The following is a 24,528-nucleotide window of genomic DNA, read 5'->3' as shown; positions in this document are numbered from 1 at the left end:
CTTCAACAATTTCCGGAATCGGTTATTAGCTTGCTTTGGTGATTAGAACAGCTTATCACCATATATACGGGAGAACCATTGGAGTTATTACAAATGTTTGTTGAAGACACTCAATCTCATTTAGAAATAACTTCATTGGCGATCGCCAATCTTGACTTTGAGCTTCTTGCGAAAGAAGCTCATCACCTTAAAGGTTCGAGTGCCAACGTCGGAGTCAATACTATGCACATAGCCGCAGAAAAACTAGAACATCTGGCTCTCAAACAAGAGCGTAGAGGTACTACTGAATTAATCTGTGAATTAGGGGAATTTATCAATCGTATTCAAGCATTTTTAACATCTTCTTCAAAATACTTACTCATAAATAAACAGTAACGATTATCCGTTGTGCGTTCATAACTGAGCTTGTCTGCCAGCACTGACATAATTTTCAAACCACGCCCACGATCAAGATCGTTTTCTTCTAACTCTGTTGTTTCTTGCAATTTCTGCTCTAAGTTAAAAGGTTCACCATAAGACCAAATGCGAATTTCTATATGATCGTTTAATCGTACTGCTTCAATTTCTACCGGAGTTTCAATGGGCAAATTTTTGTGGGCATGTTCAACAATGTTAGTAAAGCCTTCTATAATTAAAGTTTGACAATGCCACCAAATTTTCTTATTAGTCAAAGGTGGTTGGTTGATTTGCTCAAACCATGACAATATCTGAGATGAAGCAGTAATATCTGTATTAACTTTTAGATGAATTTTATTCACTTTTAACCACTAAACCTTTTGTGCAAAAAATAGTCTTGAATTTAATTTAACTGATGCGATGATTTATTGTCACCTGACTCCTGACTCCTGAATTCTTCTTTGTAATTTATGTTTAAAATCTTGATTATTGATGATGATCCGATTGTGCGGGCAGATCTGAAAAAAACTCTACAGAACCAGGGTTATGATGTTACTGTAGCTAGCAATGGTAATGAAGGAATCACACAAGCACAACAGATACGCCCCGCCCTGATTATCTGTGACTGGATGATGTCACAGCTAGATGGATTAGAAGTGTGTCGTCGAATTAAGGTAGACCCAGATTTAGCAACTACTTTTTTTATTCTGCTGACTGCTAAGGGCGCAGCTCCAGGAGAAGAGGAAGATCGAGTGAGGGGACTTGATGCCGGAGCGGATGAGTTCGTTTCTAAACCAATAGAGATGAATGAATTGAAGGCAAGGGTACGAGCAGGGCTAAGAATACACCAGCTATATCAGGATTTACACAACCAAAAGCAAGCTCTACAAACTCAAAAGCAAATTTTGGAAGCAGCAATTAAAGAAGCAGCCGATTATGTGCGATCGCTTTTACCTTCACCACTGCTGGGATCGATAACTACAGAAGCACTGTTTATTCCATCAGTACAGCTAGGGGGCGATTGCTTCGACTATTATTGGATCGATGATGATCATCTGGGAATTTACCTGTTGGATGTATCGGGACATGGGGTTGGCTCAGCTTTACTGTCTGTCTCTGTACTCAATGTCTTGCGATCACAATCTCTACCAAAAACTAACTTATGTCAACCGAGCAAAGTCTTAAATACACTTAATCAAGCCTTCCAAATGAGTAACCACAGTGATAAGTACTTTACAATTTGGTATGGAGTTTATCATCGCAACGAACGTAAGCTCGTTTACGCTAACGCTGGGCATCCACCCGCGATACTGTTATCTGGGACATCACCACCAACCCTACAGATTAGACAACTAAACTCTCTAAATCTGCCCATTGGCTTTTTACCTGAAGCTGAATTTGAGGATCAGACAATAGAAATCTCAGAAAACAGCACTTTATACATCTTTAGTGATGGTGCTTACGAAATTCATCAACCTAATGATAAAATTTGGGGTCTAAATGCTTTTATTAATTTACTCAAATCTAGTCAGGTCAATCATCACAATCTTCAGCAAGTACTAGCATATATTATGACATTAAACACCAAAGCAACTTTTGATGATGATTTATCTTTGCTAAAAATTAACTTTTAGCAAAGATAAATCCAGTGTCTAATTACCTATCTTATGAGACAAGCTCTGTGTGGAGGATTGCAAATAACGATAAAGACGATTTAGCGCGTTCATATATGCGTAAGCTGCGGCTACCACAATATCAGTGTCGCAAGCCTGTCCAGAGAAAATAGATTCCTGATGTCTCAGGCGAATTGTGACTGTTCCTAGCGCATCGATTCCTGCTGTCACAGATTGGACGGAAAACTCAATTAGTTGATTGGGAATTTGTACAAGATTAATTACTTTATACACAGCATCCACTGGACTACAGTAGCCGACAGTATCGGGAATATTGATAGTAGTTGCACGAGATGCTATCGCAAAAAGAACATTATCAAATCTTAGATGCTTGTCGTCAAAGGGATAGCAAAGCTGCTATTAAACTACTCAAACGACACATTGATACAGCAGGAAAGCAGTTAGTTGCATACTTGCAAACAAAAGTTCAAAGCTAATCTGCTACTCTTTCTCTGCGTTCTCTACACTTGGCGTGCAGAGAACGGGCTGTAATTGTTATTTTGAACTTTTAACAGCACTAATAGTTTGTAATAATTGCTTGGCGGTAAAGGGTTTGGATAAAAAGGCTTTGACACCTATATCAGTAATGGCACTAATCTTTTCGCTAGAAGCTAGTCCACTGACGGCAATAATTTTGACAGCAGGATTAATTTTTTGTAATGTGCGGATGGTAGTCATGCCATCCATAGAGGGCATAACCATATCTGTTAAGACAATCGATATTTGTTCGCGATATTCTGCATAAAGAGCGATCGCTTCAATGCCATCACTTGCAGTTATCGCTTTATAATTATGAATTTCTAGAGATGTTTTAGTTACATCGCGAATAGCATCTTCATCATCCACAACTAAAATCAATTCTCCGTTACCATTAGGCAATTCTCGTTCTTGTTCTTCAGGAATTTCTGCTGCTTCTTGAGCAGGTAAATACACTTTAAATTCGCTACCTTGTCCTACCTCACTATATACATGAACAAAACCACCGTGTCCTTTAGTAATTCCTAAAACAGTAGAAAGACCAAGTCCAGTACCTTTTCCAACTTCTTTGGTAGTATAAAAAGGTTCAAATATCCGATCTAATATGGACGCAGGAATTCCCACTCCAGTATCAGCAACAGTAATGACAACATAATGACCAACATGAGCATCAAAATTCATTCTGGCATAATGTTCATCAACGAAGAAATTTTCGGCAGAAATTTGCAAACTACCGCCATTAGGCATAGCATCACGAGCATTGACGCATAAATTCATTAGTACTTGATGCAGTTGGGTAGCATCACCAGAAACAAGATTTAGATTTGGCGCTACATTAGTGGACAATTCAATAGATTTGGGAAAAGTTTGTTTAATAATTTGCTGTATCTCTCTAATCAAATGCTTTAATTGTAGCAAAGAGCGATCGCCCTCCATCCCACGAGTAAAAGAAAGCACTTGCTTAACTAAATTTGCTCCACGTTTAGCGTTAGTAATCAAGATTGGTAGTAATCGCTTACTCCGCTCATCTTGAAGTTGAGACTCCAAAAGTTGTCCCGTCATCAAAATCGGTGCAAGCACATTGTTCAAGTCGTGAGCAATGCCACTTGCCAAAGTACCAATACTCTCCAAACGTTGAGCGCGTAAAAATTGTGCTTCCAGTTCTTTTTTTTGTGTAATATCAGTATTTACTACTAAAATTGACTGTCCTTTCTTTTCAAATTCATGTACTAACGTCCAACGGCTTTCCACAACTATTTCTTTACCTGATGTAATTTTTTGGTGCAATTCACCTTCCCAAGCACCATTTTGCAAGAGAATCTTGAGAGCTTGTTGCAATTGCTCTAAATTTTTTTCCTGCCAAAGTTGAGAAGTTTTCTTACCTAATGCTTCAGTAATTTTCCATCCATATAAACGTTCAGCTGCTTTATTCCAAAATAAAATTATATTTTCTAAATCACAGACAAAAATTGCATTAGTAGCAACATCTAGTAAAGCTGCTTGTTCGCGAATCTTTTTTTCTGAACGCTTGCGTTCGATCGCATAACGAATTGAACGTTCAAGTAAAGGCGCAGTTAACTGACTTTTTTCTAAATAATCAGAAGCGCCCGCTTTCATTGCCTCAATGTCTACTTCCCGATCTCCTTGACCGGTGAGTAAAATAATTGGGGAAGAACAACCCATAGAGATTGCTTCTCGCAACAGTTCCAATCCATTGCGCCCACCTAGACGATAATCAACCAGATAGACATCAAATTGATTTTGCGCAATTTTTTCTGTCGCTGCTTGATAGTTATCGACCCATTCTAATTTACAGCCAGCTAAGCTACTGAACCAATCACGAGTAAGAACATAATCATCTTCATCATCATCAACAAGAAGGACTCTGATTGAGTTTTTGTTCATTTCTGCCTCCCACTGCTCATAGCGGCAGTTCAACAATTTCAAACCAGTATTTTCCTATCGCCTTCATCACCTCAACTAAGCCTGCAAAGGTTACCGGCTTAATAATGAACGAATTTGCACCCAAATTGTAAGTATAATCAATATCTTCTTCTGCCTTAGAAGTTGTCAATATCACCACAGGAATTTGCCGCAGTATTGGATCGGCTTTGATCTCTTTGAGTGCTTCTCGACCATCTTTTTTCGGCATATTTAGATCTAACAAAATTAAACTAGGGCGAGGCGCATCACGATTTTCTGCATATCGACCACGCTGATAGAGATAATCCATCAACTCTTCACCATCATTAACAATGTGTAGCTTGTTAGCTAATCGACTTTCTGTTAATGCTTCACGAGCCAGCATACAGTCGTCCTCATCATCGTCAGCCATTAAAATTGTGATGGTTTGCCGACCCTTCACTCTAAATTGTCTCCTTTGTACGGATGATATAATTAACTTATTATTAAAATGCCATAAATAGCTAGGGACGTGTTAAAATTGCAAAACTTTTTATGGTAATGATAGACTTTGTCTATCAAGAAAAAATCAGGGATCAGCATTAATTGGTAGTGTAATCATAAAACGTGCGCCTTTTTCTGGTGTACTGCTAGCTGTGATATTACCGTGATGACGTTCAACGATTTTCCGACAGATAGCCAAGCCTATGCCAGTGCCATCGTATTCAGTACGACTGTGTAAACGTTGAAAAACGTTGAAAATACGATCAAGATATTTTTCATCAAACCCAATTCCATTATCCTCCACAATGATTTGGCATAATTCAGCACCATCATCCCCTTTCATAGATTTACTAGAAATTTTGACCATAGGCGGTTCTTGTTTACGGTGGAATTTTAAGGCGTTACCAACGAGGTTTTGCATCAACTGACGCATCTGTAAAGGATCGGCTTGAATAATGGGTAACTCGTTTACCTTTACACATCCTTTAGTTTGTTGAATTAGCACTTCTAAATCACACAAAACCTCTTGTGTTACTTGTTTTAAACTTACCCAAGTAAAAGGCTGCGCTCTAGTAGTAACCCGCGAAAGAGTTAACAAATCTTCAATTAAAGCTTGCATTCTCTTGGCTGCATTCTGCATTCTTTCGAGGTAATCACGTGCCTGTTCATTTAATGCGTCACCACAGGAGACTTTCAAGCGATCGCCGAAAGTCTTAATTTTACGTAGTGGCTCTTGTAAATCGTGAGAGGCGATAAAAGCAAATTGTTGTAGTTCCTCGTTGGAACGGGTTAATTCTTCGCGCTGACGAGTTTCTTGTTCCAGAAGTTGAGCTTGAGCGACAGCAATGCCCATTTGATCTGCTAGTTGTCGCAAAAGCTCAGTTTCCCAACTTTTCCATTCACGTGGACTAGTGCATTGATAAGCTATTAGCAGCCCCCAAAGTTTATTTTTGAGCAAAATAGGTACAACTAAGTAAGCTTGAACAGAAAATTGTTGCAAAAATTTTAGATAGCAAGGTTCTATGCCTGCTTGATAGATATTAGAAACACCGCTAATTCGTCCGAGGCGATATTTTTCGATGTAAGTTTCTTGAAAACAAGGATCGCAAATGTTTTTCCCGATAATAGCGGGAATGTCAGGAACTACTGCTTCTTTGACTACCTGCCCTGAGCCGTCAGAAAAGAGCCGAAAAATTAATACACGGTCTGCTTGTAGTAACTTTTGCACTTCCGCTACACTGGTTTGTAGAACTTCATCAATTTGTAAAGAAGTGCGAATTTTCAGAGTAATATCGGCAAACAATTTTGAGCGCATGGCATGAACTTCTAGCTCTTCTTCTGCTTGCTTACGTTTAGTAATGTCCATATTGACACCAGTCATCCTTACGGGAGTGCCATTTTTGTCGCGAAAGATGAACCCTTTGCAAGCTTGCCACCCAACTGTGCCGTCACGCCAAACTACCCGAAATTCAATATCATATTCTGCCCCTGTTTGGATTGTTTTCATGACACTCCGCTTCACAAACTCCCGATCTTTGGGATAAACACATCTCATGAAAGATTCCAAACTATAATCTTCTAAAAACAGCTGATCTTTGAGATTAGACGACCAAGTCACTTGATTATTGAGGATATCCCAATCCCAGGTATCCATACGGGCTGCTGCTAATGCCATGCGCAGTTGTGTCTCTTGTTTCTGTGCCTGTTCAGTTTGCTGTTTTAATTCCGCCATTGCATGGTGGGCTTCGAGGAGACGGTGTACTCTTTTAATTAATACTTGCCATTGAATTGGTTTGCTAATGTAATCTGTTGCACCAACAGCAAAAGCCTGCTCTACATATACATGGTCGTAAATACCCGTAATCATTAATATAGGTATGTTAGTACGATCAGGAAGCGATCGCAGCTGAGCGCAACAGCTGATCCCATCCATAATTGGCATGATTACGTCCAATAGCACTAGATCTGGTTTAAGCCGAGTATAAACGGCTAACGCTTGTTCGCCATTTGAAGCGGATGCCACTTGGTAACCTGCTTGTTCTAGCAGTGTGCGCAGTTGCATCCGCGTCAAATCGTCATCGTCTACAACCAAAATCAGATCAGCCATAAAATTATGAATTATTTTGAATTATAAGTTACAAAGTTTTAAACATTGTTTTAATTCATAATTCATAATCTAGCATTCTTAACTCTTAGTTAACTTATTTGTGAACGGTACTGTTAATAACTGTATGCAATGTTTTCAATAATTCTTGAGCCGTATAGGGCTTAGGCAAAAATGCTGTTACCCCAGATTTTTGATTTATAGGTAATTGTTCACTTGTTGTCAATCCACTCACAGCAATTATACTTAGTCGTGGATTCATCTTCTGCAAAGTGCTAATTGTCGTTGCACCATCCATAGTGGGCATCATCATGTCGATAATTGCCGCACTAATTTTATCTTTATTCTGAGCATATATGGCTAACGCTTCTATTCCATCACTGGCAGTAATTGCTTTATAATTATTATCCTCTAAAGAAGCTTGAGTAATATCCCTAACAGCAGGTTCGTCATCTACAACTAAAATCCACTCTCCATATCCGCTCTTGTTTTCTAACTCTTCTACTTGTTGTGTCGTGGCTGTCAAGACAGCGGGAAGGAAAACCTTAAATGTTGTACCTTGGTTTAGAATACTTGAAACGGTAATAAAACCACCATGTCCTTTAACAATACCCATGACTGTTGACAAACCCAATCCTGTACCTTTACCAAACTCTTTTGTGGTAAAAAATGGCTCAAAAATTCTATCTATGAGTTCATTTTTAATCCCCAATCCCGTATCAGAAATAGACAAAACTATATATGAACCCACTTTAGCTTCAATATGCATTTTGGCATAATGTTCATCAATATCAATATTATGAGCAGCAATTTGCAAATGTCCGCTTTTGGGCATGGCATCACGAGCATTGAGACATAAATTCATCAACACCTGATGCAGTTGAGTACTGTCGCCAGACACATGCCATAAGTTTGACTGAATCTCTGTGCTAATTACAATTGATTTGGGAAATGTTTGTTCGATAATTTGTTTCATTTCCAAAATCAGGTGTTTGATCTGTATTACTGTGCGATCGCCTTCCATGCCCCGCGCAAATGACAACACCTGCTTCACTAAATTAGCTCCGCGTTTAGCATTGTTTTCTAGTATCTTTAATATTTGACTACTACGCTGATCACGATAGGTGGATTGGAGTAACTGTACTGACATTAAAATTGGTGAAAGTACGTTATTTAAATCGTGAGCAATGCCACTTGCCAGCGTTCCGATACTCTCCATTCTTTGCGCACGGAGAAATTGATTTTCTAACTGTTGTTTTTGTGTAATGTCTTGAGCGATAACTGATATATCTTGTCTTAACTCGATTTGTTTAACTATTAAACGGCTGATTGCTAGTAGTGCTTCCACCTGTTGATCGTTAATTTCTCGTGGTACGCGATCAACAACACACAATGTCCCAATTGCCTGTTCCGACCCTACAATCAAAGGTATACCAGCATAAAATCTGACAAATGGTTCACCAGTTACAACAGGAGAATGAGCAAACTCCTCATCAGCCAAAGTGTCAGGAATAATTAAAACTTGACCCTTATGAACACAAATGGGACAAAACCCAACAATGGGCATCTCCTGTACATCTATTCCAACCTTGGCTTTAAACCACTGACGTTGAGCGTCAACAAAGTTTATAATCGCGATCGGTGCCGCACAAGTTTGTGCCGCTAAAAAAACTAGGTCGTCAAAAACTTGTTCAGGAGAAGTGTCAAGAATATGATACTGATGCAAAGCTTTAAGTCTAGCTGCTTCCTGATTACACAATAGAGTTTTCATCATAATTTCCTACTATTACTCAATTACAACTTCCCCTGTATCGTCTCAAGTTCAACAGCTAGAGGGCGTGTAAGATTTTTGCCAAACAATACTCTGTCTGCTGTAAGTCGCCATCAGAATTTCAGCAATTGATTTTCAATAACTTCATTACACCACTATAGTAATATGTCTTAAGGAGGATGACGGAGGAAATATTTAAATTCAGTAAATTTACTGAGGTATAATAAAATTCACGTAGTTAATAAGAGTTTATTCCGGTTCTAAATTTTTTTTACCAAGTCGAAATACTACGATAAGTTGATTGCAAAGTGTAATGGCTTTGTATAAATTAGTAGGGATTAACTTAACAACAGAGAATTTGGATTTACTTCTCAGTAAAAGTGTAACTTTTTATAAAAATTTGATATTATACCATGAGTTCAATTTTGATCACTACTGCCACCCCTAAAAAACCAAGCCCTAAAGATTGCTTTGCCATTACTTTTGCGCCACTATCTTTGGAGTTGGTATACGCATCAGCTGACGACTCATCCAATGGTGCAGTGGTGGTGATGAGTGGAATGGTTCGGAATCAAACTGAAGGTAAACCTGTGGTTGCCCTAGAATATCAAGCTTACGAACCGATGGCTTTGCAAGTGTTTTATCAAATTGCTGCTGATATTCGCTCAAATTGGAACCAAGTGAATCGCATCGTGATTCATCATCGGGTTGGGCGGTTGCAAGTGGGAGAAATTAGTGTGTTAGTTGCCGTGGGTTCTCCTCATCGCCGAGAAGCATTTGAAGCTTGTCAGTATGCTATTGATACTCTTAAGCATAATGCTCCTATTTGGAAAAAAGAACATTGGGCAGATGGTTCTAGTACTTGGGTAAGTATTGGTGCATGTGAGACACAAAATTGTTAATGATAGGAGTCAGGAGACAGGAGTCAGGAGTCAGGAGTCAAATAAATTATCAATTTTTTGCATTTGTTTACATAATTAGCAGTCATCTATTTCAGTTTGTAACTATTTGGATATATCACATGGCTATTCCTTTAGACTGATCTTCTATAGAAAAGTTTTTGGGATAAACACAAATGCAACCTATGAATTTAATTTGCCACGATTCTGTTGTTGCCCTGTCGTTTTTGGCTTGTATTGCAGGTCTGTTTCTACTTTGGGATTGTAAACAGAATAAAGCTAATATTGAAGAAACAGAGAGAGTTTTGTTTAGAATGAGCTTTTCTTACTGGTTGGTTTATTGCATAACTTTTGGTATTCAGAAAATGGTTGTGACAGATTGGGAAATTGCGATCTTGTCTTTGAAAATCACTACAGCTTTGTCATACTTTTTAACATTTTCTTGTATTGTTAGTTTACCGCTACACAAACTAGCAGTGCGACGTGTAGAGGATTAGTTAGCTATTTCAATAGAGCGATCGCAATTGCTTGTTCAAGTTGCTCCGATGCTAACGTAGTCAGGATAAACACCTCTTGCACCGATTTACCATGACGTGCAATTACCTTAAAACCCCCCCGAATTGGTACAGATACCCGCAATTGTAACTGTGGACAATGACCTCTGACTCTCCCAAGTACCCCTGGAGTCACAGTTTGAATTCCATCGTTTTGCACTAACCTTTCTAAAACCGGGATCAGTCCATGAATGTGGGTAGAGTGATTCCACACTAGCCTGCCCTGGGAGGGTTTACTCATATATTTAAGCCGCCTCAAGCGGAGCCATTGTTAAACCAGCACGACGTAACTGTTGATGGTAAAGTTCTGCTGGTTCTTGAGGACCTACCCAAACAATTGCTTGACCTTCGTAGTGTACCTGATTAGTCAAATCCCAAGCGCGATCGCTCGTCATCCCCGGAATATACTTCATCAAGCACTCAGCCACATGCTGAAAAGTATTAAAATCATCGTTTAAAACAATCACTTTATAATTGGGATACGGCTTTTGGGTAACTTGGGTAGACCGTTCAGGAGCCACAGTAGGTGTCGTCGCCATCCCCCAGACAACTGCTGAAAGTCTGGTATCCATAAAATACTTAGCCAATATTCAACAAAACTACATTACAAGTAACTAGTTTAGTCTATCGCCTATGAGTAGTGAGTAGCGATCTTGAAAAAACGACTTACACAACTAAATTGCATAAGTCGCTTTAATCTACTTAATTCTGAGTGAAATTTTAACCTACAGAGGGTTGTATCCTAGTGCAGAAACTAGATCGGGGGCTTCAATAATGCTGTCGATGAATGCGCTTGCTTCAGCATCATCGCTTCTGAACAATGCATAAGTAGGTCCAATAATTGGGCTACCTAAAGCAGAAGGTAGAGCAGCTATGTTCGCTTGTTCAGCATAACCAATCGCTCCTGGTGTGGATGCGACTGTATCAAGAACAGCACCGGTGCTGCCTACACCAATAGCGCCAGGAACGCTGCTGCCATCAGCACCACAAACACTATTGACGATGAATTTTGTACCACTGTTGTCAGAACGGAAGACAACGGTGATGGGTGTGCCGTTACTGAAGGTGGTAACTTCGCCTCTGATAATAGCGCAGAACTGATCTTGAGAAAGACCAGTGTCTCCACCGTTAACAGGCGCTTCAATTCTCAAATTTGCTACAGGTCTAACAGTTTCTCCTGCTTGAGGCTCTACAGGAATGTCTGTTGCACCAATCTGAACATTTCCAGATCGGAATTCATTAACGCCAGCACCACTGCCAATTGCTTGATAATCTACTACACCAAAACCTCTGTACAGTTCAGCAGCGGCGGTTGAACCTGCTGCTGTTTGTGCAGAAGCTTTTTGCGCAGGCTGAGCAACAGAAATACCAACTGTTAAAGCTGCTACAGTTGCTGCTGTAGCAAATAAGCGAGAATTTAACTTTGCTAACATGGTTAAGTACTCCGATATTCAATTAATAAAAAGGACTCACGCAAACAACTGTGTAAGTCCTTTCAATCTGCTCATGCTACCTTAACTACATAAGATTACTAGGTAGCAAGTCCAACACAACTGAAACCTAAGGTTTAATTCTTACAGTGGGCTGTATCCTAATTCTGAAACACGACCAGGTTCAGCAAAAATTCTGTTCAAAAGCTCGCCAACAGCAGTAGACTCGTAACCTTCTCTTACCAAAGCATAAGTAGGACCGATGAATCTTGCGTCTGTAGCAGAAGGTAGACCAGCTAAGTTAGCATCTTCAGTGTAGCCGATCGCACCGGGTGTGCTGCTAACTGCACTAATAACGCCGCCGGTGTTAGGTACACCAATAACACCGTCACCGGGTTGATCAACGGTTGCACCACAAGTTTGGTTAACGATGAACTTAGTACCACTGTTGTCAGTACGAACGACAATGGTGATAGGTAGGTCAGGACCACCTACTTCACTGTAGTTGGTGATTTCTCTTCTGAAAATAGCACAAACTTGATCTTGGCTAAGACCGCTAACGCCTACCCCAGGATTAATGGGAGCAGCGATTGTTAAACCTGCTACAGGTACTAGAACTTCTCCAGCTTCAGTAGCTACAGGGATATCGGTTCCAGCAAACTCAACATTTCCAGCACGAAACTCATTAATACCAGCACCACTACCAATTGGTCTATAGTCAGCACCAAAACCGCTGTATAAGTTACCAGCAGCAGAGGAACCAGCACCAACCTGTGCAGAAGCTTTTTCAGCAGGCTGAGCAACAGAAATACCGATTGTTAAAGCTGCAACAGTTGCTGCTGTAGCAAATAAGCGAGAATTTAGCTTTGCTAACATTGTTAAGTACTCCAATGTTGAAAATTTTAGACGCTACCCAGAAGACAGCTTTCATGCGCTTTCTTCTACCCGTAGTTCAGATTAAGCTGCCAATGTAAAGGTTGTTTAATAGTTGATTTATATTTCATTTATCAAATTGCTTGGTTATTTTGTATTTTCAAATACAAAATAATATATAAATTTAGCTGATTACTTAATTTTTTGTTTTTAATAAATAAATATTTGGTTTAAAGATGAAAGTTAAGTAATGTTTAAAATACTTTAGGAAAAGAGTAATAAATATTTAATCAAAATTTATTAATTTAAGAAAAGATTATCTTGAATTTATAAAAAAGTCTGATATAGACAGCTAGTAGTAGGTTATCTTTGCTTAAAATAGATTAATAAAAGGTTATAAGATGTTTATAAAATTTTTTTGGCATAAATACTATAGATGAACAGCATCTTTTAGCTAGTTATTCGCTAACTAGAGCATACTAACTCAATCTAATGGAGTACTTCTGTAGGTCAAGCTACTTGCTTCAAACTTCGTGCCATAGTAAGAAGCCGACGAAATAACCAATATGTAATGCTTGACAAAATGTAAATTTAAACAGCTTGCTCAACACTTAAGTAGCGAAGGACAACCTAAATTATTACATTATCTAAGTATAAAAAAATTCACGGAGAAAGCAAGGATGAAAGCAGAAGAACTACTGGCAGAATATCAGAAAGGCAGAAGAGACTTTACTGCAATCAACTTGAGCGAAGCATCTTTGCCGGGAGCTAATCTTAGTGGTGTCATATTAGACAGAGCTATTCTCGATGGAGCTGACTTGAGACAAGTAGATTTTAGTCAAGCCAGTTTGGTTGAAACAGATTTAAATGGCGCAAACTTAAATCAGGCAAATTTAACCGGGGCTAATTTGAGTGGAGCCATTTTGGATGGAGCTATTCTCGAAGAAGCAATTTTGGAAGATGCAAACTTGAATCAAGCGGATTTAACGATCGCCAAGTTAATTGGCGCTCAATTGCGTGATGCTGAGTTACAAGACGCCAACCTGAATGCAGTTTCATTAAAAGAAGCAGATCTTAGTCATGCCAATCTCGCATCATCAGATCTATCCCAAGCAGATTTAAGTAAAGCCCAGTTGAGCGAAACTAATCTGAACCAAGCCAATCTAGATGGTGCAAATTTGGCAGGAACAATTTTAGATGAAAATAAGGCTGGGGAATAGTATTATTTTAACGCAAAAACAAATACTCTTCTCGCACACGAGAAGAATGGAGGATGTAGTATGCATCGAATGTCAATTGCAGCTTTACTCGTACTAGCAAGTGGCAGGAAAAAACTATAAACTTTTATAAAAGCATAACTTCCAGTCAGGTGGCAGACAGTTTAATTAAGTAAGAAAAAACTGCTGTCTACTTAGGGATGCAATGCTACGAATTAGCACTAACGGTTCAATTGGCTTAACAGCGCCAAGAATTGCCAGCTTATTTACAATTGCCATAGTCGTATTGCATTCATTTGTTTGTGTTAATTGTGCTAATGCCCAAATAGTACCCGATAACACGTTACCCAGTAATACCATCGTCACTCCCTCAGGCAATACCAGCATCATTGAGGGAGGAACTAGAGCAGGAAGCAATCTTTTCCACAGCTTTGAGCAGTTTTCAGTACCCAATGGTAGTACAGCTTACTTTAACAATGCCGTTGACATTGAGAATATCATCACTCGCGTCACGGGTTCGTATATCTCTCACATTGACGGTTTAATTCGTGCGTCGGGTTCAGCAAACTTGTTTCTACTTAATCCCAATGGGATTATATTTGGTCAAGGTGCATCATTAAATATCGGTGGTTCTTTGAGCGCGACAACAGCTCATAGCTTAAAGTTTGCTGATGGTAGCCGATTCAGCACTATCCCGACTCCGACTCAAGCGCTACTGACAATTAGCGTCCCTATTGGCTTACAGTTTGGCAGCAATCAAATTGGTAATATTACTAATGCAGGCAACCTAGCTGTTAGAGAGGGGCAAAACTTAACCCTGATCGGTAGCAACTTTACCAACAATGGGCAATTATCCGCAACCGGAGGACAAGTGACGGTAGCATCTGTTCCTAGTCAGGGTATGGCAAGTTTGGGGCAAGCAGGAGAAGTTGTCAGTTTAGAAGATCAACCAACAGACATTATTCATCATAGTCGCGATCTTGGTAACACGATCATCACAGGTTCTATTGACGCCTCCAATCCCCAACCGGGAAAAACCGGAGGTAAAGTACAAATTTTGGGCGAGCGCGTCACGTTGTCCGACAATTCACAGGTAAATGTTTCTGGAGATGTTGGCGGCGGCAAAGTGCTGGTTGGAGGTGACTACCAAGGACAGCTAAAGGTTCCCCAAGCAACTGCTACCAGTATTGAGCAACAAGCAACTATTAAAGCAGATGCCCTCACCAACGGTAATGGCGGGCAAATTACCATCTGGGGAACCGAATCAACCCGTGCCTATGGCAGCTTGAGTGCTAGAGGTGGAATAAAAGCGGGTAGCGGTGGTTTAATTGAAACATCGGGTGGCAATTTTATCGATGTGGCTGACATTAGGGACGCCAATACCAGTGCTACCAACGGTACAAGCGGCACTTGGCTACTATATTCCCCTAATATCACCTTTACTAAAGATTCTTCCACAATTAATGGCAATCTAAACATTGCCCCTCAAAATCGTGACAATGCGATTGAAACGCAACTCAATGCGGGAACAAACGTCTCAATTAAGACAAGCGGCAACATCACGGCAGATGGGTTGGGCATGACTAAAAAGACTCTTCTTCCCGTGACATTAACTATGCAAGCTGACAAAGATATTACCCTGAAAAACTTTGGCATCAACTTGAATAAAGATTACCCCAACAGTCGCCTCAACGTGGTGCTGCAAGCAGGGAACGACGGTGCTGGCAAGGGAAATGTGCGCTTAACAAATGGTGGATTTGAGACAAAGGGAGGAGGATTCATCGCCACAGCGGCGGGTTCTATCTCACTAGAGAACGTTGGGATTGACAGCAACAACACTAGTACGATCGCAGCAGAACCCATCACCATCACTGGTGGCTCTGTGTCAATTAGGAATAGCGGTATCAACAGCAAGACCTCTGGCGATAGCAATGCGGGGTTAGTCTCCATCAATGCTAACTCTCTCAACCTTCAAAATGTGGGTATAAATAGCAAAACTATTGGTAATGGCAATAGCACAGGTATCAACATTAACGTCAATTCTCTTTCAGTAAAAGACGGTAATATCGGCAGCCAGACACGAGGAAATGGCAATGCTGGTAATGTCAATATTAATGCGAATTCAGTTGAGTTAGAACAAGCTGGTTTGGAAAGCATAACTACTGGCGATGGCAATGCTGGTAATGTGACTGTTACTGCCAAAACATTTTCACTGCTAAATAAAGGCGGAATCACCACTACTGCCTATGGTGATGTCACAAGTAAGGGCAATGCTGGAGCCATTAACGTCACCGCCGACAATATCTTTATTAGCAATAGTGGTTTTAATAGCGGCACAATAGGAGAGGGCAATGCAGGATCAATCACGATCAAGACTGGTTCATTCAAAATGGAAGACGGAAGCGGAGTGGGTAGTGATACCGGAATCGATAGAAGTAAAGAAAACATCACTACTATAAACAATAAAGGCAATGCCGGAAGTTTAGATATTACTGCCGATTTGATTGAGTTGCAAGAAAAAAGCGGCATTACTAGCGAAACGGGTGGTAGAGGAAATGCAGGAAAAATCAACCTCAAAGCCAGTACCCTCATACTGAGAAACAATAGCAACATCGACACGAATACGCTGCCTAACAGTACAGGCAATGCCGGATTTGTTGAGGTCAATGCTAACTCAGTTTTGTTTGAAAATAATACCAGCGGTCTGGGCAGCAACACTACAGGCTTTGGCAAAGCGGGAGCAATCATTTTCAATGCTGACAACGTTGTGCTGAGAAATAAAGCGGTAATTGGCACTGACACAAAAGGTGAGGGAAGCGCAGGTCAATTGACTTTAACTGCTTCCTCCTTGAAACTGGAAAATGACAGCAAAATCATTAGCGATACAAATGGCAGTGAAAATGGTGGAAACCTAATTCTGCAAATTAAAGGAGGGTTAACGCTGAGCGATCGCTCAAGTATATCCGTCTCTTCCACTACTGGCGTTAATGGCAGAAAATTAGGTAGAGCAGGTGATATAGAAGTGCGTGCTGGTTCTATTCTCTTGGACAACCAGAGTGCGATTAGAGGAGAAGCAGGTTCCGCAGATGGTGGTAATATTAACTTGCAGATAAGAGATTTATTACTGTTGCGTCGTCACAGTCAAATCTCCACTAATGCAGGTAATGGCAATGGCGGCAATATCACCATCAATACCCCATCTGGCTTCATTGTTGCTGTCCCAAAAGAAAATAGCGACATTACCTCTAATGCTATTGAGGGTAAAGGTGGTTTCATCGACATTACAGCTAGTGGAGTCTTAGGGCTAGAGATCCGTAAACAGCAACAAACTGTTGTATCAGACATTACCGCATTTTCAGCGCAAAACCCTTCTTTAAATGGCACTATACAAATCAACACGCCCGATGTAGATCCGAGTAGAGGATTAGTGGAACTACCCATCAGTCTGGTTGACGCTTCTAAGCTTATTGACACTAGCTGTAATCTAGGCAGCAAACAAAGAGCAAGTTCCTTTGTTTTCACTGGACGCGGCGGCTTACCGTCTAGCCCTATCAACCTTCTCGCTCCGGACGCTACAGTGGTAGAGTGGGTGTCGCTGCCAAATAGCGGCATTAATCAGGAGCAGAGTAATACAGGAGAAATACCACATAAGTTAGATTATATCAAGCCTCAAAACAATATTGTGGAAGCTTCAAGCTGGGTAGTGGACGCCGATGGTAACGTGGTTCTAGTTGCTACTGCACCCACTGTCATGCCCGGTAGTCCCTCTTGCTCAAAAAAGTCATGAGAAACCTGCTAACACCAGATCCGGTTTTGATCACCCTCTTTAAAAAGAAAATCTAATGTAGAGACGTTACATGTAACGTCTCTACAGGATAGGGGGATTTTAACTGCGGATTTAGTATGAAACCAGGTTTTTACGTGTTTAACTAGTTTATTCCCAATCGTCCCAATTTTGGTTGAAAATCGAAGTATCGGGGAAAGCGGTAGGATTACCGTTTTTCTCTAACAACTGTTTGAGGGCTTGCAGTTGAGGTTCTGGTTTAGGTAAGTCGTCTACCAATTGGTAGGGAGCAACATTATTTTTCAAAGCAAAAGCAGCTGTAGTTCCGGCGGCAGCACCAGCAGACCACTCAAAAGAGTGTACTCTGTAAGCAGCAGCAGCGATATGACTGGTAGCAATACTTTTACCACCCACTAATAAATTATCAATTTTTTGGGGAATCATGGCACGTAAAGCAATTTGGAAAGGATAAGCTCTGCCACCACCACGTCTTTCACCTTGACGTTCTGTATTACCAGGTGCTTCTGGAGGACTTTTAGTCATGCAAGGATGGAAATCTATAGCATAGTGACCAATTCCGATAGAATCTGGGAAGATAGTAGAACGACTACGCTGAATTATGTCATCGGGACTTTTTGTGCCAGCAATTACTGAAGTTGCTTCCAAACCAGCCAGTGCAGCTTTGAGGCGGCGATACATATCTGGGGGTAATGTTTTGACGTAATACGGATCTTTGTAGTTACGACGAGAAATATCAATTTCCCAAATGGTAAAACCTTCTGCCTGCCCCCAACTAGGACGTCCAATAATGCGTCTTCCTTCTCGCATATAGGGGTACTTTGACAAACCATGTACTGTCCCCATTGGAGAATTTAGCCCAGAGAGAAAGCGGTGATTGGGATAGGGCTGCTTCACACCATCTCCCAATTGAGAATCTGTAGTTCCTGCCACTAGCCAGTAGTAGTAGCCCAAAGCATTTTCTTCACCTTTGCGTAGAGTTTCTGTACGCAATCCACCCATCCATCCACCTGGTTGCAACTGCCCAGTAGATTGCAGTTGTTGGCGAGTATAAATTAAGTTATCTGCGGAAGTACCTGGACGGTAATCATTACCCCATGTCCAGTTTTGCATAGAAATGTGTCCAGGCAGAGGAGCATTAAATCCTAGCCCTCCAAATTTCATTGGTTCTCCCTGAGTGGGACTCCAAATGCGACGATAAGTGAAAACTAAGGGAAAGCTTGCCAGTCGCTGCAATTCGTAACTGTAATAAGGAGCATACTGTTGATAAAATGGAGGCATTGTTTGAGTTTGCGGTTCCTTTGTCGCCTCCATTGCAAAGGTGTAAGTGAACCCTTGTGTGCAATAAGGTTCGTTTTTAGCACTGGAAGAAGTAGGTTCTAAGTAAGAGCGTGCATCAATTCCCAATCGATAGGGAACATCAGCAAGGGCAATAATTTCTCCAGTTTCGCTAGTGTCTAAAACATACCACTTGGGAGCATTGCCACTTTTCGCTTTGGAGTGCTTGGGGGCAAATCGGACGATTGTTTTGGTAAAACGAGAAGAGTTTTCGTAGCGGTAAGAATCTTCGATGGTTTGAGAAAGTGGATAAGTGTTGAGAGGTGTGGAGCCGACTGGTTTATGTTGGATGGCGTAAGCACCATTAATCAATTTACCATCGCCACCAATTTCCAATTCCTTAATTACAGTGTTTGGGAACCATTCCAACTTGCCTCTGCCTTGTTTCTCAGCATCTTTAAGCACTTGGCTGACTATTTCATGCGCATCGCCTGGTAGAAAGCAAGACTCACTTACCCAACAGTCTCCAGGATTAAGATTACCCTTGTACTTACGTTGAATCTGCTTGCGCAATTCCAAATAGCCGCGAGAAAAGAATAATTTTTGCCGCTGAGTTTTGCGCTCATCTAAAGCAGATGTCCCTTGGGCAGAAATTTGTCCTCCTAGCCAATCAGTAATTTCTGTCAAGCAAACAGTTCGCCCTGCGTATAAACCTTCATAGGCGGCAGCGACGCCAGAAAGCCCACCACCCACAATCAACATTTCGCAATTTACCGTTTTGTCGGGATTTCTGGGTGGTGCAGCTTTAACCAAATAAGGTGTAATCAAACTCGAAATCACAGACAGACTAATCACTAAGCGCTTCATATTCAGCAAAAATCCGTTCACTCCGTTTGTCAGTTAAATAACATTTATTAAATTTCCACACAATAAAAATTAACGACTATACATACTTGTACTCAGCCGCAATTTTCCTATTGTTAGGTTAGTATTCAGTACCCCAGACGCTACCACCTGGAAAAAGTTCTTGTGAATGAAGCAAGCATAGACAAAGATCCCCGACTTCGCAGAAGTTGTCGGGGATCTTGAGCTTTGTACGCCTTGACTTATGTAAGGGCTAATAACTCAAGTCCGTTAAAACGAACCCAAAGAGTTACTCAGTCAGCTGTCTTCTGACTTGAGCTTTAAGCCAAGAAATTAATTTCTTGGCTTATCAAGTTCCAGAAGTCCAAGAGTTGGTGTACTCAATTTGATCTGGTGTGAGGGAATCGATGTGAATTCCCATCGCTTGTAACTTCAGTCGAGCAATATCTTGATCCACTTCTGTTGGAATGGAGTGAATACCTGGTTCCAATTTACCCTTGTTCTTCACCAAGTATTCGCAGCCCAGTGCTTGGTTAGCAAAGCTCATATCCATTACCGCGCTGGGGTGTCCCTCTGCTGCAGCAAGGTTAATCAAGCGTCCTTGACCGAGAACGATTACAGATTTACCATTTTGTAAGCGGTATTCTTCGGTGAAATTACGTACTGTCTTGACTTCCTTAGCTTTATCACCCAAGGATTTGAGGTCAATTTCAATGTCAAAGTGACCAGAGTTACAAACGATCGCACCGTCTTTCATCACATCGAAATGTTCAGAGCGGATTACGTGTTTGTTCCCAGTAACGGTGATAAATAAGTCGCCTTGAGCCGCAGCTTCTGCCATTGGTAACACAAGGAAACCATCCATTGCTGCTTCAATTGCTCTAATGGGGTCAATTTCTGTCACAATCACGTTAGCACCAAGTCCGCGTGCCCGCATTGCTGTACCTTTACCGCACCAGCCGTAACCTGCAACAACTACGATTTTACCTGCCAGCAGAACATTTGTAGCGCGGATAATGCCGTCGAGGGTGGATTGCCCTGTACCGTAGCGGTTGTCAAAGAAGTGTTTGGTGTCGGCATCGTTAACGTTGATTGCCGGGAAGGTGAGAACGCCATCTCTGAGCATACTGCGTAAACGCACAATACCCGTTGTGGTTTCTTCTGTAGTGCCAATGATGTCAGCTAATTGGTGTTGACGCTGTTGAACTAAGGTGGCAACTACATCGCAGCCGTCATCAATAATAATGTTAGGCCGATGATCTAGAGCGATTTGGACGTGGCGGTTATAAGTTTCGTTATCTTCACCTTTGATGGCAAAGACTGGGATGTCGTGATCGGCAACGAGGCTTGCGGCTACGTCATCTTGAGTTGAAAGGGGATTACTAGCAATCAACAAGGATTCTGCTCCACCTGCTTTGAGCGCAATCGCTAAGTGGGCTGTTTCTGTTGTTACGTGGCAGCAAGCGACAAGACGAATGCCTGCAAAGGGTTTTTCTTGGGCAAAGCGATCGCGAATTTGCTTCAATACTGGCATTTCGCGTCCAGCCCATTCAATGCGCTGTCTTCCCAAGGAAGCTAAGGCGAGGTCTTTAACCTCGTGCTTTAATCGGGGAGAAGTTGCGGTCATTAAATAGTCCTCAATTGTGTCAAAAATGTGCGTCATGATTAACGCACTTTACTAGAGTATTCCATGATCGCCAAAGTGAAAAGAGTTTTGCTTCAACTATTCACTCACTCTAAATTAGTAATTTGCTACCTGTTTAACAAAACATCTATCCCAAGACATAAATTTTTTTGTATTTTTTTGGTAAAGTTTTGTAAAAACTCAACTTTGGACAGGCACCGCTGTGCGGAAGTCAAAAGTCAAAAGTCAAAAGTCAAAAATTAAAAATCAATCATACTTAGATTATCAGTAACTATAAGGAGGTGTTAGTAGTGCGTCAATTTATGGCGATCGCCGGATCAATAGCCATATCAGTTTGGTTTGTGCCAAAAGCTGATGCCCAACTTCCCTTACTTCCCTTTTTACCCAACTTACAACCTTCTACTAGTTCAAGCAATGACTCAGACAGTAGAGTTGTATCTCATTGGGTTTATTTAGATGGTCGTCGATTGATTAAACTAGCTGGACCAAGGGCGAATCTAACGGAGCGTGTAGAAAATGTTCAAGAAAATCTCCAGCAGATTAGCCAAAATTATTTTGACTCGCCTGAACAATCCGTCAAAGTGCAGACTCGGACATCAAAAGGATTACCAGTAATTTATGTCAACAACCAATATTTGATGACCGTTACCAGAGATGATGCTCAATATCTACCAGTCGATGGAGATCCAGCACAAGCGGCAGAACAAATCAGCACAGAATTGGTTGAAGAACTTACCCGCGCAAAACAAGAAAGACAGACTTCTAGTTTAATCCGCCAAGGAGCGATCGCCGCTGGTAGCGGACTAACCATAATTTTGATTAGTTGGGGACTCTACCAGTGGCAATGCCGTTCTAGAAAGCATTCGGCACAACTTTTACAGCCGCCAACACCATTAGATCAACCGCTGACAACTCAGTTACGCAAACAGCAGGTGCGTCATCTCCACGAAGCAAAAAAACGATTGTTTCAACTCACACAAGGAACGATTTGGGGTGGCGGAACATTCTATATACTCGGTCTATTTCCTTACACGCGATCGCTACAGCTAGCAATTTTCCTTGGGTTGCAAATTCCTTTGAAAATAGGTATTGTGATCGTGGGAACTTACGTAGCTACCCGTTTCAGCTATGCCTTGATTGACCGCTTTACCTCGGCGATCGTCAACAGTAGTGCTCTATTAACTCCAGAAAATTCCGAACGTCTACAATTACGAGTTTCGACAATTTCTGGTGTGACTAAAAGTATTGTCACCATCGCTTGGGTTGCCGTCGGTATTTTAGTAGCTCTAACATTTTTGGGGATAAACATTATTCCCTTACTAGCTGGTGCTGGTTTAGTTGGTGTTGCTGTGTCTTTGGCTTCGCAAAGTTTAATCAAAGATGCAATTAACGGTTTTCTCATCATCTTAGAAGACCAGTATGCCTTGGGTGATGTGATTACTGTCGGTAATTTGGGCGGCTTAGTCGAAAACATGAATTTGCGCATTACTCAAGTGCGAGATGCAGAGGGACGTTTGATTACAATCCCTAATAGCGAAATTAAAATTGTTGCCAATCTTTCTAGTCGTTGGTCACGCGCTGACTTAAATATTCCCATCGCTTATAATGCTGATGTTAACAAAGCTTTGAAGTTAATTGAAACTGTTGCCTTGGACATGGATCGAGATCCACGATGGCAAGAACAAATTATCGAAACACCTCAAATTTTGGGCGTAGATAATTTTGGCGATCGCGGTTTAATTATTCGTGTTTGGATTAAAACACAACCGCTCAAACAATGGGAGGTAGCAAGAGAGTTTCGCCGCCGACTCAAAGTTGCTTTTGATGAAGCAGGAATTAACATTCCTCAGCTACAACCAGCAGTTTTTGTTCATGATGCTCTACCCTTGAAAGCTCACTTAGATGGCAAGGGAAATTAATGATTAGCTGATTGTCTGTTTGGTGTATCTCGTTCCCATGCTGAGCATGGGAATGCCTTATGGTATAATAAAGATAAAAAGGACAAAAAAATGAGCCAAGAACTTAGACAAAAGGTGGTTGTTAAACCAGGCGGAGTTATTGAATTTAGTTCACCAGAATTAACTCCTGGTGATTTAGTAGATGTAATTGTGATTCGGGATTTAGCTAAAAAGAGACAATCTTTACGTAGTATTATTGGAACTGGGAAAGGTTGTTTTGCCACACCACAGGAAGCGGATGACTTTATTAGTAAAGAGCGGGATGCTTGGTCATTGTAAATGCTATTCAAGGAACAAGAGTTTATTTAGATACTAAATATTTTTATCTACGCAATAGAAGGTTATCCTGATTTTGTAGATGAACTAAATGAGCTTTTTGATAGGGTAGACGTAGGTATTCTGAAAGCTTTTACCAGTGAATTGACTTTGGCAGAGGTATTAGTTAAACCTTTGATGAATTGTAATCTGCAACTACAGGCAGCTTATCAACAATCTTTGCAAAGTACGGAGGTACTTGAGGTTGTTCCGGTAAATCGAGATGTATTGATTGAAGCTGCAAGATTACGGACTATCACTAACCTTAGATTACCAGATGCGATTCATGCTGCAACTGCATTTTTGAGTGGGTGTGAAACCTTTTTAACTAATGATCGGCGATTTGCTGCATTGCCACCCACAATTAAAGTAGTTTTGCTATCTGATTTGATTGCAGGATGAACAAAAGTAATTTGTCACACTCCACTCTGCTCCTAATTACCTGTTATGGTACTAATGTACTATAATAGAAGAGCGATGTGACAGCCTTCGGGAAGATTGTTTCAACGGTTTGAAATATGATGAAGCACTATATTCTCAGCCTGAATCCCACTGCAAAGCATGAATGGGATCGATGTATCTTACGTGACCCACTGACTGCTAAACGCCCGGATATTGCTAAATTAATTGCTGAAGCCGTTGGTGCTGACACAGGCAGTTATTTGGTAAGCGTGAATATCGAAGTTCAAGTTTTAGAGCAAGCTGCAGTACCTCACGCCGAGCAGCTATCTTTGAATCTTCCAGAGGTGATGAGACCACAACTGAGGGAAGCGGCGTAGAAGAGTAGGGGAGTAGAGGAGTGAGGGAGTAGGGGAGTAGGGAAGTGGGGGAGAAAAAAACTAATCGTCTACTCACAAACTTACAAA

At 41.0% G+C, this 24,528-nt stretch carries 21 protein-coding genes and 3 pseudogenes; 11 read left to right on the top strand and 13 right to left on the bottom strand.

The genetic code is table 11. The annotated features are described in order from the left end of the window. The first annotated feature begins 93 nt into the window (after window positions 1-93). Complete coding sequence (locus ICL16_RS21070) at window positions 94-375, top strand: Hpt domain-containing protein (protein ID WP_238360881.1); 282 nt, start codon at window positions 94-96, stop codon at window positions 373-375. On the opposite strand, the gene ICL16_RS21065 is transcribed toward ICL16_RS21070, so the two are convergent. Continuing rightward, window positions 324-758: an ATP-binding protein gene (locus tag ICL16_RS21065; protein WP_190831597.1), complete on the bottom strand. Its 435-nt coding sequence runs from the start codon at window positions 756-758 to the stop codon at window positions 324-326. The two genes, ICL16_RS21070 and ICL16_RS21065, sit on opposite strands and share 52 nt — an antisense overlap. 108 nt (window positions 759-866) lie before the next feature. On the opposite strand from ICL16_RS21065, the gene ICL16_RS21060 reads away from it, so the two are divergent. Further along, window positions 867-2,030 carry a PP2C family protein-serine/threonine phosphatase gene (locus ICL16_RS21060; RefSeq protein WP_190831595.1) on the top strand — a complete coding sequence of 388 codons (1,164 nt, stop codon included), beginning with the start codon at window positions 867-869 and terminating at the stop codon, window positions 2,028-2,030. 18 nt (window positions 2,031-2,048) lie between these two features. Here ICL16_RS21060 and ICL16_RS21055 read toward each other — a convergent pair. Beyond that, a pseudogene (locus tag ICL16_RS21055) lies at window positions 2,049-2,315 on the bottom strand (alpha-isopropylmalate synthase regulatory domain-containing protein); the annotation flags it as partial. A gap of 47 nt (window positions 2,316-2,362) precedes the next feature. Between ICL16_RS21055 and ICL16_RS21050 the strand changes: the two are divergent. Beyond that, window positions 2,363-2,506, top strand: a complete 144-nt coding sequence (locus ICL16_RS21050) for an FCD domain-containing protein (protein ID WP_202895648.1) — start codon at window positions 2,363-2,365, stop codon at window positions 2,504-2,506. Window positions 2,507-2,564: 58 nt separating this feature from the next. Here ICL16_RS21050 and ICL16_RS21045 read toward each other — a convergent pair whose 3' ends face one another. From ICL16_RS21045 to ICL16_RS47770, 5 genes and pseudogenes are all read right to left on the bottom strand, one after another. Beyond that, window positions 2,565-4,451: a hybrid sensor histidine kinase/response regulator gene (locus tag ICL16_RS21045; RefSeq protein ID WP_190831594.1), complete on the bottom strand. Its 1,887-nt coding sequence runs from the start codon at window positions 4,449-4,451 to the stop codon at window positions 2,565-2,567. Window positions 4,452-4,467: 16 nt separating this feature from the next. Further along, window positions 4,468-4,911: a response regulator gene (locus ICL16_RS21040; protein ID WP_190831592.1), complete on the bottom strand. Its 444-nt coding sequence runs from the start codon at window positions 4,909-4,911 to the stop codon at window positions 4,468-4,470. Window positions 4,912-5,037: 126 nt separating this feature from the next. Then, window positions 5,038-7,059: a response regulator gene (locus ICL16_RS21035; protein WP_190831589.1), complete on the bottom strand. Its 2,022-nt coding sequence runs from the start codon at window positions 7,057-7,059 to the stop codon at window positions 5,038-5,040. Between the two features lie 94 nt (window positions 7,060-7,153). Next, window positions 7,154-8,338: pseudogene (locus ICL16_RS21030) on the bottom strand (hybrid sensor histidine kinase/response regulator); the annotation flags it as partial. Between the two features lie 45 nt (window positions 8,339-8,383). Beyond that, window positions 8,384-8,827: pseudogene (locus ICL16_RS47770) on the bottom strand (GAF domain-containing protein); the annotation flags it as partial. Between the two features lie 413 nt (window positions 8,828-9,240). Here ICL16_RS47770 and ICL16_RS21025 point away from each other — a divergent pair. Together ICL16_RS21025 and ICL16_RS21020 are read left to right on the top strand one after the other, a co-directional pair. Continuing rightward, window positions 9,241-9,729 (top strand): molybdenum cofactor biosynthesis protein MoaE, encoded by a 489-nt coding sequence (locus ICL16_RS21025; protein WP_190831587.1) that lies wholly within the window; start codon window positions 9,241-9,243, stop codon window positions 9,727-9,729. A gap of 182 nt (window positions 9,730-9,911) precedes the next feature. Further along, window positions 9,912-10,223 carry a hypothetical protein gene (locus ICL16_RS21020; protein ID WP_420485291.1) on the top strand — a complete coding sequence of 104 codons (312 nt, stop codon included), beginning with the start codon at window positions 9,912-9,914 and terminating at the stop codon, window positions 10,221-10,223. Window positions 10,224-10,227: 4 nt separating this feature from the next. Here the strand turns inward: ICL16_RS21020 and ICL16_RS21015 are convergent, their stop codons facing one another. The 4 genes from ICL16_RS21015 to ICL16_RS21000 all read right to left on the bottom strand — a co-directional run bounded on the left by ICL16_RS21015 (window position 10,228) and on the right by ICL16_RS21000 (window position 12,586). After that, window positions 10,228-10,521: a DUF2103 domain-containing protein gene (locus tag ICL16_RS21015; RefSeq protein ID WP_190831582.1), complete on the bottom strand. Its 294-nt coding sequence runs from the start codon at window positions 10,519-10,521 to the stop codon at window positions 10,228-10,230. Window positions 10,522-10,525: 4 nt separating this feature from the next. Next, complete coding sequence (gene clpS, locus ICL16_RS21010; RefSeq protein ID WP_190831579.1) at window positions 10,526-10,852, bottom strand: ATP-dependent Clp protease adapter ClpS; 327 nt, start codon at window positions 10,850-10,852, stop codon at window positions 10,526-10,528. 153 nt (window positions 10,853-11,005) lie between these two features. Next, entirely contained in the window at window positions 11,006-11,713 is a 708-nt protein-coding gene (locus tag ICL16_RS21005; protein ID WP_190831577.1) for a PstS family phosphate ABC transporter substrate-binding protein, read from the bottom strand. A 141-nt stretch (window positions 11,714-11,854) separates the two neighbouring features. After that, on the bottom strand, window positions 11,855-12,586 hold the full coding sequence (locus tag ICL16_RS21000) for a PstS family phosphate ABC transporter substrate-binding protein (protein ID WP_190831574.1): 732 nt from the start codon (window positions 12,584-12,586) through the stop codon (window positions 11,855-11,857). A 677-nt stretch (window positions 12,587-13,263) separates the two neighbouring features. Here ICL16_RS21000 and ICL16_RS20995 point away from each other — a divergent pair. Both ICL16_RS20995 and ICL16_RS20990 read left to right on the top strand, forming a co-directional pair. Continuing rightward, window positions 13,264-13,803 carry a pentapeptide repeat-containing protein gene (locus ICL16_RS20995; protein WP_190831571.1) on the top strand — a complete coding sequence of 180 codons (540 nt, stop codon included), beginning with the start codon at window positions 13,264-13,266 and terminating at the stop codon, window positions 13,801-13,803. A gap of 202 nt (window positions 13,804-14,005) precedes the next feature. Next, the gene (locus ICL16_RS20990) at window positions 14,006-17,587 is read left to right on the top strand and encodes a two-partner secretion domain-containing protein (protein ID WP_190831568.1); all 3,582 of its coding nucleotides are present in this window, start codon (window positions 14,006-14,008) and stop codon (window positions 17,585-17,587) included. A gap of 147 nt (window positions 17,588-17,734) precedes the next feature. Here ICL16_RS20990 and ICL16_RS20985 read toward each other — a convergent pair whose 3' ends face one another. Further along, window positions 17,735-19,747 carry an FAD-dependent oxidoreductase gene (locus ICL16_RS20985; protein WP_190831565.1) on the bottom strand — a complete coding sequence of 671 codons (2,013 nt, stop codon included), beginning with the start codon at window positions 19,745-19,747 and terminating at the stop codon, window positions 17,735-17,737. A 346-nt stretch (window positions 19,748-20,093) separates the two neighbouring features. Beyond that, entirely contained in the window at window positions 20,094-21,371 is a 1,278-nt protein-coding gene (ahcY, locus tag ICL16_RS20980; RefSeq protein ID WP_190831563.1) for an adenosylhomocysteinase, read from the bottom strand. A gap of 320 nt (window positions 21,372-21,691) precedes the next feature. On the opposite strand from ahcY, the gene ICL16_RS20975 reads away from it, so the two are divergent. The 4 genes from ICL16_RS20975 (at window position 21,692) to ICL16_RS20960 (ending at window position 24,441) form a co-directional block, all read left to right on the top strand. Continuing rightward, a complete protein-coding gene (locus ICL16_RS20975) occupies window positions 21,692-23,308 on the top strand; it encodes a mechanosensitive ion channel family protein (RefSeq protein ID WP_190831622.1) in 1,617 nt (538 codons plus the stop codon). Between the two features lie 90 nt (window positions 23,309-23,398). Next, entirely contained in the window at window positions 23,399-23,626 is a 228-nt protein-coding gene (locus ICL16_RS20970) for a hypothetical protein (protein WP_190831561.1), read from the top strand. A gap of 30 nt (window positions 23,627-23,656) precedes the next feature. Further along, window positions 23,657-24,064, top strand: a complete 408-nt coding sequence (locus tag ICL16_RS20965; RefSeq protein ID WP_190831620.1) for a PIN domain-containing protein — start codon at window positions 23,657-23,659, stop codon at window positions 24,062-24,064. Between the two features lie 116 nt (window positions 24,065-24,180). After that, on the top strand, window positions 24,181-24,441 hold the full coding sequence (locus tag ICL16_RS20960; protein WP_190831559.1) for a hypothetical protein: 261 nt from the start codon (window positions 24,181-24,183) through the stop codon (window positions 24,439-24,441). Window positions 24,442-24,528: the final 87 nt, after the last annotated feature.

Origin of the sequence: Iningainema tapete BLCC-T55, from assembly GCF_014698965.1 — a bacterium.
Taxonomy (GTDB): domain Bacteria; phylum Cyanobacteriota; class Cyanobacteriia; order Cyanobacteriales; family Nostocaceae; genus Iningainema; species Iningainema tapete.
The sequence above is the reverse complement of the archived record's forward strand: the minus strand, read 5'-3'. Positions and strand labels throughout refer to the sequence as shown.